Origin of the sequence: Bartonella gliris (assembly GCF_045277155.1) — a bacterium.
Taxonomy (GTDB): domain Bacteria; phylum Pseudomonadota; class Alphaproteobacteria; order Rhizobiales; family Rhizobiaceae; genus Bartonella; species Bartonella gliris.
In genome coordinates, this window is record NZ_CP123962.1 from 1,664,718 (window position 1) to 1,675,000 (window position 10,283).

Annotated in this window: 9 protein-coding genes; 4 read left to right on the plus strand and 5 right to left on the minus strand. The window is 42.1% G+C overall.

Annotated features, from left to right (window positions below; all coding sequences use genetic code 11):
- Positions 1–41: 41 nt before the first annotated feature.
- Positions 42–431, minus strand: a complete 390-nt coding sequence (locus tag QHG54_RS07480; RefSeq protein WP_317993745.1) for a hypothetical protein — start codon at positions 429–431, stop codon at positions 42–44.
- A gap of 101 nt (positions 432–532) precedes the next feature.
- Between QHG54_RS07480 and QHG54_RS07485 the strand changes: the two genes are divergently transcribed.
- Entirely contained in the window at positions 533–1,177 is a 645-nt protein-coding gene (locus QHG54_RS07485; RefSeq protein ID WP_406604115.1) for a hypothetical protein, read from the plus strand.
- A 242-nt stretch (positions 1,178–1,419) separates the two neighbouring features.
- On the opposite strand, the gene QHG54_RS07490 is transcribed toward QHG54_RS07485, so the two are convergent.
- Positions 1,420–2,433, minus strand: coding sequence for an HWE histidine kinase domain-containing protein (locus QHG54_RS07490; RefSeq protein WP_317993743.1), 1,014 nt, complete (start codon positions 2,431–2,433; stop codon positions 1,420–1,422).
- A gap of 20 nt (positions 2,434–2,453) precedes the next feature.
- Complete coding sequence (locus QHG54_RS07495) at positions 2,454–3,248, minus strand: response regulator (protein WP_317993742.1); 795 nt, start codon at positions 3,246–3,248, stop codon at positions 2,454–2,456.
- A 171-nt stretch (positions 3,249–3,419) separates the two neighbouring features.
- On the opposite strand from QHG54_RS07495, the gene QHG54_RS07500 reads away from it, so the two are divergent.
- From QHG54_RS07500 to QHG54_RS07510, 3 genes are all read left to right on the plus strand, one after another.
- On the plus strand, positions 3,420–3,623 hold the full coding sequence (locus QHG54_RS07500) for a NepR family anti-sigma factor (RefSeq protein ID WP_317993741.1): 204 nt from the start codon (positions 3,420–3,422) through the stop codon (positions 3,621–3,623).
- 7 nt (positions 3,624–3,630) lie between these two features.
- Positions 3,631–4,185, plus strand: coding sequence for an RNA polymerase sigma factor (locus QHG54_RS07505; RefSeq protein WP_406604116.1), 555 nt, complete (start codon positions 3,631–3,633; stop codon positions 4,183–4,185).
- A 238-nt stretch (positions 4,186–4,423) separates the two neighbouring features.
- Positions 4,424–5,869 carry a sensor histidine kinase gene (locus QHG54_RS07510; RefSeq protein ID WP_317993739.1) on the plus strand — a complete coding sequence of 482 codons (1,446 nt, stop codon included), beginning with the start codon at positions 4,424–4,426 and terminating at the stop codon, positions 5,867–5,869.
- A 52-nt stretch (positions 5,870–5,921) separates the two neighbouring features.
- On the opposite strand, the gene QHG54_RS07515 is transcribed toward QHG54_RS07510, so the two are convergent.
- Both QHG54_RS07515 and QHG54_RS07520 read right to left on the minus strand, forming a co-directional pair.
- Entirely contained in the window at positions 5,922–7,418 is a 1,497-nt protein-coding gene (locus QHG54_RS07515; RefSeq protein WP_406604117.1) for a metallophosphoesterase, read from the minus strand.
- Between the two features lie 515 nt (positions 7,419–7,933).
- Positions 7,934–9,916, minus strand: a complete 1,983-nt coding sequence (locus QHG54_RS07520; protein WP_406604118.1) for a M23 family metallopeptidase — start codon at positions 9,914–9,916, stop codon at positions 7,934–7,936.
- Positions 9,917–10,283 lie beyond the last annotated feature (367 nt).

Consider the following 10,283-nt stretch of genomic DNA (forward strand, 5'->3'; position numbering starts at 1 on the left):
TTCCATTAATTGTTTTCTTAGAATCTGATGGGTTTATGCTGTTACGGTTGTTTGTGCAAGAGGTTTATGGGGGTAGGGTGTAGAAGAGGGGATGAGGCGGGTAAAATATCTGTTTCATGGACTGCGGATATGGTATCATGGATTTGCGGATCTATGGTATCATTGGTGTTTTGGCTTTTTAGCAGGAAATTGCCTCGGTTTGTTACAGCCCAGATCACATTGACTTCTTGTTGCTGTAAGTTGGCGTGTACCTTTGTGCATTGAGCAAAGATTTGTTGCCCATAAGATGTAAATTTTTTGGTGGATGGTATCATGGCTTGCTCACATGCTTGAGCTGTTGGGTAGGCTTTGGCCATTGTATGGTTAGAATAACAGCTGTTAAAATCATCTGTACAGGAAACCACCAAGAGGATAAAAACAAAAGGATTCATAAAAAATTTTCCAAATAAGAGCTTGACAGAATGAAATACAATCTGTTTGTTCTAAAGGGCTTTCTCACTGCAAAACGTTCTTAAAGGCTTTTCGTTCCGGCGTGGTTCGTTCCGGCGTGGTTCGTTCCGGCGTGGTTCGTTCCGGCGTGGTTCGTTCCGGCGTGGTTCGTTCCGGCGTGGTTCGTTCCGGCGTGGTTCGTTCCGGCGTGGTTCGTTCCGGCGTGGTTCGTTCCGGCGTGGTTCGTTCCGGCGTGGTTCGTTCCGGCGTGGTTCGTTCCGGCGTGGTTCGTTCCGGCGTGGTTCGTTCCGGCGTGGTTCGTTCCGGCGTGGTTCGTTCCGGCGTGGTTCGTTCCGGCGTGGTTCGTTCCGGCGTGGTTCGTTCCGGCGTGGTTCGTTCCGGCGTGGTTCGTTCCGGCGTGGTTCGTTCCGGCGTGGTTCGTTCCGGCGTGGTTCGTTCCGGCGTGGTTCGTTCCGGCGTGGTTCGTTCCGGCGTGGTTCGTTCCGGCGTGGTTCGTTCCGGCGTGGTTCGTTCCGGCGTTCCGGCGTGGTTCGTTCCGGCGTGGTTCGTTCCGGCGTGGTTCGTTCCGGCGTGGTTCGTTCCGGCGTGGTTCGTTCCGGCGTGGTTCGTTCCGGCGTGGTTCGTTCCGGCGTGGTTCGTTCCGGCGTGGTTCGTTCCGGCGTGGTTCGTTCCGGCGTGGTTCGTTCCGGCGTGGTTCGTTCCGGCGTGGTTCGTTGGAAAATATTGAAACGAGAGAGTGATGTTTAAGCGCCCGTGAGGATGTTGCAGTGGCTTCTGGATTCTAGAGGGAGCGATGCTAACAGGATCGATCTTCGTGGGTGAGGGCGTTCCACGAGATGAGATGCGAGGCAAAATTCCAAGAACGGGTTGTGTAGAAAAAATGGCTTTGTGGCTCGGCAAGGGGGCTATGAGAGCAGTTCTTGGGGTATGTGTTTGGCTTTTTCATTGCATAGTGTTGTAACTACTTTTTTAAAAAAGGGTGTCAAAATAACTATCGGGAACATACAGGCAATAAACAATTCCTGTCTCTGTCAATTTTAAAGAAGCTGAACCATTTACAGAAACTGGGACAATCTTTTCGAGGACAGCACTGCCAAAACAGGCTTTGTTTTCGTTAGAAAGAGAGGTTCCCGCTTCAAAATTTTCATTCCAAGTGATGAGAAGTTGTGTTTCTTCATTCATGTTTGTGTGGATTTCACAATGCACACAGACGCTACCCTTTTCTTGTGATAAGGCGCCAAAAGAAAGAGAATTGACAATGAGTTCATGAAAAGCCAAACCAATGTGCAAAGCTGCATTCGGAAAGAGATAAGGATCTACCCCTGCAATGGAAAAGCGTTCTGTTTCTTTCATCAGATAACCCAAAGCTTGCGATTGAACCAATTCGCGAAATTGGGCACCACGCCAATCGGAATCGGTGATCAGATCTTGAGAATGGGAAAGAGAATGGAGACGTCCTTGAAATTTGCGTAAGAAAACCTGAAGCGATTCCGTGTAACGTGCGGTTTGGCTCGCAATACTTTGAATGATGGCGAGAAGATTTTTAGAACGGTGACTGACTTCGCGAAGGAGTATTTTTAGTACCTGCTCACGTCGGCGTAATCCTGAAATATCAACACCAGTGGTGATAATGCCAATAATTTCTCCGTTATCATTGCGGTGGCAATCAATAGAAAATTTGTACCAAAGTGCTTGTTTGGCCATATCCTCAAACCGTGCTTCAATGCTTTGCATTTTGCCAGTGGCTAAAACCTGCAATTTGATTGTTTCCATATTGTCGGCAAGATCAAGCGAAAAAAAATCACTGTCACGACACCCAACACGCCATTTGTTGTGCAAATGCTTCGGCAAGTTTTCAGCCCATAAATAGACCAGATTTGTTGTCTGATAGAGAACACAAATATCAGCACCACGAATCGCTTGCATGAGAGCGCTAAGGTGCGATGTATCCATGGGCGGCTTTGGAATCGGTGGAACGATCATGATCAAGATGTTATTTTGTTCTAGGCCGCTTTAGAAGCATTCTCTTGAAAAAATAAAGCCTGGGAAATAAGCGCCTTCACCATATCAGGATTAAAGGGTTTGGTGACTAAAAAAGTCGGTTCTGGACGCTCTCCGGTCAATAATCTTTCAGGAAAAGCCGTAATGAAAATCACCGGTATATGATCATTCTTCAAAATGTCATTGACCGCATCAATGCCCGAACTGTTATCGGCTAATTGAATATCAGCTAAAATCAACCGTGGCTTTTTTTTATGATACATGACCACAGCTTCGTTGCGGGTGCGTGCAATTCCTACCACATGATGGCCCAAACTTTCTACCATTTGCTCAATATCCATTGCAATGAGAGGCTCATCCTCAATAATCATCACTTCAGTGGCTATTTGTTGAGAAATATCAATCGATGCTTGGTTAAGGAGTTTGCGGAATTCCTTAACCTCAAGATTCATAATTTCGCTGGCTTCTTGTTCGTTAAATCCTTCAACCGCAATCAATAAAAAGGCTTGGCGTGCACGCGGTGTGAGATACGATAATTTGGCACTGGTTTTTTGTTCAAGGCCAAACTGTGGCAGAGGTTCAGGGATATTCGGTGTCGTTTGGTCAAAAAGGTGGCAAAAAAGCCAATATGTGCCGATACGGTCACTCGATGTTTGGGGAAAAATAGAAATATCAGCAATAAGCGCTTCCAACATTGCTGATACATAGGCGTCGCCAGATGACTGGCTGCCCGTGACAGACCGGGCAAAACGTCGAAGGTAGGGAAGATGCGGGGCGATGCGTGTTGATAATGACATGATTTATAACTCCTTTGACCTTTTGCAAGCACTCTGTTGATTGAAACCCCCAAGAGAGGAAAAAGTTCCTCTGTTCGTATGGAACTTTTTGCATACAACCATATTTACAACCATAAGGCGAAAAAAATGTTCTAGTTGCTACTTATAGTATATGGATTAGGGGGATGAAAAATGAACGACCGTGATGAAAAAAATCTCACAAATCATTGCATGTTTGGAGACGATCTTCTCGGGGTCAATAGCCAAATAGGGCGAAAATTACGCCAGTTCTACATGGAAATTCAAGAAGAAGCACTGCCTGTGCGTTTGCTAGAACTTTTAGAAAGGTTGGAGAAGGCGGAACAATTTAGCTTAAACAATGTGGAAAAGGTTTGAATCTTTTATGACAAAGGGGGTGAAAGATTTTAAACATGAACTGCTTTTGGTTCTACCAGCGCTGCGGGCTTTTGCCCTTTCTTTAAGTGGCAGACATGATAAGGCTGAGGACTTGGTCCAAGATACCGTTATGAAAGCATGGGCTAAGCAGGACAGTTTTGAAATGGGGACTAATCTCAAAGCTTGGCTTTTTACCATTTTGCGCAATGAATTTTACAGTCAAATGCGCAAAAGAGGACGAGAAGTTCAAGACAGCGAGGGTTTATTTACCCAAAATATGGCTATTCATCCTGCTCAATATGGATCGCTCGATTTGCAAGATTTTAAAAAAGCCTTAAATCTGCTTTCTGCAGATCAAAGAGAAGCCATTATTCTTATTGGCGCTTCTGGTTTTTCTTATGAAGATGCTGCAGCTATTTGTGGCTGTGCGGTTGGAACCATTAAAAGCCGTGTCAGTCGAGCGCGTAATCGCTTACAGGAGCTTCTGAAAGTCGATGGTGAGTCCGATTATGGTCCTGATTCTTATTCGGCCGGAAGTACATTATGTTCATTTGATGGCTAATAAGAGTTAAAAAAGCATAATAATTATGGTTGATAGCCTTGTTTTTTTTATTCCCGTTATAGCTATTACAGTAAAGTTAGCATCTGAGGAAATTCAGATTATTGGGCCTGAGCCTTGCGAAAAATAAGGGAGCCTGGGTGATGAGAACATCCATTGGGCTTTGTCTCTTATTATCTTTGAGGCAGTCTTTCCTTTGTGCTGAAAAATGACGACTTTCAGGTTCGCCGATGGAAATTTTATGACAACAAAGACGAATTTGCTTTTTCAAAGTCCCTCTTCTGATTCAACAATATCACGTTGGCGTTGGGTGGCGATTATTGTTTCTCTTGTTATGGCGCTTTTAGCTTCGGTCTTCATCATGCTGCTTTCAAACGCGGTTGATCGGGAAGTTGCACAGTTGAACACAAGTTCTGAATTGCGCGAACAGGCTGATTTGGTGCTCATTAGTTTGATCGATATGGCTGTTGCTGACCGGAGCTATGCAAAAACCCATAGTGCGGAAGATAAAGCACGCTTTGAAAATGCCGTTCGTAGTCTTGATGACCTTCTCGAGAATACGGCGCTTATTGTTTATGCACATCCGCAATGGGATGAATGGTTTACGGCTTTTAAAAAGGAAGTTGAAGCACGCAAAGATTTTATGAATGCCCATATGCATGCTCTTGATGCGCTTCCTGATCAATCTTCCCAACCTTCTTCTCCCGCTGAAATTCCAAAGATTCAAGTGGCGCGTTTAGCCCAATTGATGACAAGCTTTATGAATGGCGATGATGTTGTGCGACAAAAACAGCGTGAGGGCATAGCGCTTATGCGGGCTGCTTTAACATTGGCGGCGATTATTTCTGTGGTGAGTACTTTTATTTCGGCCTATTTTGTCATTAACCGTTTTCATCGTGATGTACGCGCCTTAAAAATGTATCAATTGCTGCTTCATAGTGAAAATGTAGCTTTGGAAGCCCGTGTGAAAGAACGTACACAAGAATTGGAAAGAGCACGCAATCACGCCGAAAAAGAACGTCAACGTGTCGAAATGTTGCTACAGGATGCTAGCCACCGCATTGGCAATTCTCTTGGTACTGTCTCTTCTTTGTTGGGGCTGCAATTAAATCGTAGCAAAAATGAAGAAGTGCGTTCTGTGCTTGGTGCTGCACGGGACCGTATCCAAACAATCTCCACGGCGCATCGCCGTTTGCGTTTGAGTGATGATATGGAGACAACCTTATTGGCAGAGTTTCTCAGTTCGGTGGTGCATGATGTTGAAATGGCGGTGCCTTTTGAATTGCGCGAAAACATTACCATTCATACGTCCTTTAAAGATTGTCGATTGTCTTCAAGAGATGCAACAACACTCGGGATTATTCTTGGTGAATTGTTAACAAATTCTTTAAAACATGCTTTTCCTGATCAGCGTTCTGGCCATATTTATATCTCATTTGGTCCTCAAGAAGATGGACAACAGATGTTGATTGTCGAAGATAATGGTGTGGGTATAAAGCATCAAACACCAGAGCAAAAAGCAGGTCTTGGTCGTTTGGTTATCGAACAACTTTGTATGCAATTTGGTGAAAAACCACTTTTTGAAAAGTCCCATTTAGGGGGAACAAAAGTCACAATCCCTTTGCCAAAACTGAAGACAAATGGTTCAAATACAAATGGTTCAAATGATGCATCAACTCTCTCTTAAAAGGAGATGTTAACATCTCCTTTTGTTTATTAGGGGTGAAAAAATAGTGTTCTTATAAATTACTACAACTGTGCGAGAAATCTGTTCTGGCTCCATTTAGCCCCAAATCTTTGACAAAAACAGGTTGTCCTGTTTTTCCATTATAAGCTTTAACGTGAATATCTTTTCCTCGCACATCGACGAGATAGTAGTCTCCTTTGAACAGTGCTCCTGCTGTGTATACAGGGATATTTCCGAAGACTTTATCATTTTTTGCACGGCAAGAGATTTGATTGTGCTCGTGTCCTACAAAGATTGCTTTTACATTATGACGTTTAATGATTGATGTAAATGCAGCGAGATCTTTAGCATTTTGGGGATGAAGAAAATGCGAATCATTATCTCTAAAATAGGGACGCGCATCATGGAAGTTGAGAATTGTAACTTTTCCCCTTTTATCAGCAGCAGCTAAATCTTTTTTTAACCAATTCAAAGCTTTCGTTATGATTACTTTCGTTTGACCGTCATATAAACGAGCTGTATAAGTTGGGTAATTTTGCAGCTGCACATAGTGAATATCTCCATAATCCCATGAGTAACTTAAGCTCCCAGTTATTATGTGACGCATTACATTAGGGTGAATGACCCGACGATCAGTCATGTGTTTGTTGAACTGAGGCAACATGCTGCTATATTTTTTTATTTCTTGAAACATTCTTTTAACAGCACTCACTGCACATGCATCTTTTGAGAGATTTGCTATCGGGATTGTACAATCACGAATATTATTATAGTAATCATGATTGCCTAATCCTTCATAGAGAGGATAAGCGATGCTTTTATACACATCTGCATAGTCTTGATAGGTTTGGGGTCGACCAAACTCAGTTAAGTCGCCGTTGATTATATAAAATTCTGCTGCATGTGATTCTATTGCATTTGCAACTTTCTTATTTGTCTTTATCCAAGGCTCCCTGTTACTGTGTGCGTTAGGATCGCCAGAATCCAAATGCCATGGCTGCGGATCGGCTGCTATGACAACAGTATAATTTTTTATTGGCGCCTTTCTTTTTACGTACCAAATAACTCTTGCATTTTTCCCTTCCTCCTCCCTTCGTTCAAAATAATAATTTTTTTTGTTCGCAGTAGCGGAGTATTCATAAGGACCAGTATATGGATTATACCAGCGGAATGTTAAAAGAGTTCCGTCATCTTGTACTTTATATATAGCCCAACCACCGGAGCCAAAAAGCCAAGCGTTAGATGTTGTTGCTGCTTTTCCCACAGAGCCAGATGCAATCATATTAGAAGGTCCTGCGTTTCCCCAGTATCCACCTGCTTTCCACTGTCCACGCTGGATACCTTTCGCAATTAATACCATAGAAGTAGGCGGATGCGTAAGCTCATTGACAATGTAGACATCTGTTGAACGATCATCAAATGCACTTTGTTTAGGCTTGGGTAATTTTTCGATGAAGCTTCGCCTTGTTTCGTGTGTCACAGAAATATTTTGAGCATGAGCGAAAGAGAGCTTCATACCAACAAAGAGGGTAAGAAAAATCCCAATCATTATCATATGTTTGTATTTCATGAGATAATCATCCAAAACTAAAATGACTTTCTACAATATTCGATAGATGTGATCTCATAAGGAGCATTAAATAAGGGGCATTAAAATGAATTTTTTTAGTTCTTTTTTAGACGGGATGTTTAGACAAGATAATGTGTCTGAAGGATAGTTTATATTGACAATAATGAGATTATGTCGCTGATAAAGTAGTGCCCAATTTTGCGTATTTTGTTTCTTTTTAACTGATATCTCTACTTTTTTGCATCACTCTAGAAAAGAAATATTTAAGTCAAAGTTTTATGACTTTTGTGTGATGTCTCTTCAAGCGATTGGGCAATCAATGGGAGACTTTATTATCAATGATAAGGTTTGTATAAAGCTTGAGAGAACCCTAAAGGCACAAATGCAATTTCTTTCACTTTCGTTGGGGCTTTTTCACTGGTGCTTCTTTTTACTTCGGCAAAGAAGTTAAAGAAATTCGTCTGTTTTGCTCACCAATATGTCTTAGATGTGGTTTAAGAAGGACTTTCTGATTCCGTTATTGGACTATTTATCAAAGAATCAATATTGTTTTTTTCGCGCAAAAATGCTTGCAGGTCTTGATTGGTTAAAGCTTTACTGTCAGGTATACGAATGCGCATGGGGTCAACTTTTGTGCCGTTGACAATGATTTCAAAGTGGCAATGGGGACCGGTGGCCATTCCTGTTGTTCCGACATACCCAATGACCTGTCCTTGTCGTACTTTCACGCCTGGTTTTATGTCTGGGGCATAACTGCTTTGGTGTGAATAACTGCTGACATACCCATTGGCATGTTGGATCTCTGTATGGTTTCCATAGCCGCCCATTACGCCTACTTTTGTAACAACACCATCTCCAACAGCCATAATGGGAGAGCCTTTTGGTGCAATCCAATCAACGCCGGTATGCATGCGAACATAGCCTAAAATAGGGTGTTTACGTGGTCCAAAGGGGGAACCAAAGATGCCATTTGGAAGGGGTTTGCGCAGCAAAAAGGGTTTTGAGCTTTTCCCTTCTGCATCATAATAATCGATGCTTCCGTCTTTCGATTGATAACGGTAATATTTATAGGTTGCATTGCCGAAAGTGGCGCTAATGTAACGAATTTCAGGATCTGCATTTTGGGTTGGTTGTTTTGCTTTTTTGCTTTTTTTGCCGTTTTTGCCTGTATCATTTTGTTGTGGCACGGCATAAAATATTTCGAGTTGATCGGTTGGGGTGATACGGCTTTTCATATCAATATTGGTTGCAAGCAAACGAATCAGATGCTGAGAAAGAGATTGTGACATGTTATGGCTGAGCACAGCATTATAGATGGCATCATAAGCTGTTGGTAATTGTGCTGTATTGACATAAGAATGAGGAATGCCATTTTGAAAAGCGGTTTTCAGTGCGTGCGACATTTCTGGTTCTGCACTTTCAACAAATTGGTTTTTGTCATTGAGGGCAATGGTGAGAACATGATACATGCCTTGATAGATGCTTGCACGCACAAGATGGTCTTCTTCTCCAGGTTGTGTCACAATCCCAATGCGTAAAAGACTTCCCTGTTTAAGGGTATCGGAATTGTTTAATATGGCTAAAGTTTTTGCAACTTCTTCAACTTGTTTTTTTGCATAGTCGGTTCCTTTAAGTGCATCGACTATTTTTTGTTTTTTATGTATGGGAATAATATCTTCAGCATAGTTTTTAGTGAGATCAATTCGGTGATTTTGAGCAGAAACGGTGACATTTTCTTGAACGATACGTACCTCTGGAGCATCTTTAAATTGTGGGGCTGCGGATAAGTTGTCTAACGGGTCAATGATTGTCAGAAGAGAGAGGTGTTCATTGCTTTTTTCCAAAGAAAATCCAGCTTTTTGCAATTCTTGTTGTGCTTCATCACTCGTCAGGGTATCAGCGCCATCAAAATTTACTTGATCGATAATGAAATTATAATTGCGTAAGATCATTTTTGTTTCCACTTTTGCTCCGTAAATTTGTCCGGACGTTTGTGGTGTGGCAGCTTGATTTTTCGAATCAACAGCAAAAATATTCAAGGCATCAAATTTAGGATAGCTGTATTGCTTTGGGCGCTCTTCAGCTAATGCCATGCGAATCCATTCGAAGTTCTGAGTCTGAATGACTTGTTCATCCCCTTGTTTTTGCAAAATTGATAATTCAAATTGGCGTTTACTGTCGAAGCTTTGCCTTGCACGCGTGGGAGAAATACGATCACCTTTATATCCATTGGCGTCAGGAGCTTGTGATTCTGATGAGCTTGTTTGTGTAAACCATTGTGGCGGTGTTACTAACCGTTGTTGCCCATCTAAAGCAGCAAAAAGCGCAATCCCCATAAGAATACAGGAAGTGATTCCCGTAAGCACTGTCCCTGTAAGCCAACGCACAGAAACCTGTCGACGGGCAGGAAGAAAGCGTTTAACAACAAGAGCTGGATCCTGTCCGGGATCATTTTTCTGATGTTGGTTATCCCACATAAATTTTCATCGTACTCTTTAAATGATTTCCAGCATGCGCTTTAAATGTTGAAAAATATTGAATGCGAGAGGCTAACATAGCTTAGAGTATTTCTACAAGGATTTGGTTATTTTTACACAGCGTTAGACCTTATTTATAAAGGATAACGTTCTTGGAATATAATAGCAATGAAAAGCAGAAAGGCAATTCAAGGTATAAACTTGATTTATGGTAGTATGTTTTCATTAATAGCACTTTTTAGTTGCAATTTTTATTTTGAGGATTTATTTTAGAGAAATAAGAGGAAAAGATATTGACTCTTTTTGTGAAAGAGTTGTATATAGCGTTGTAACGAGAGTGGTTTCCGCTTGCGACGGTTGGTTTTTG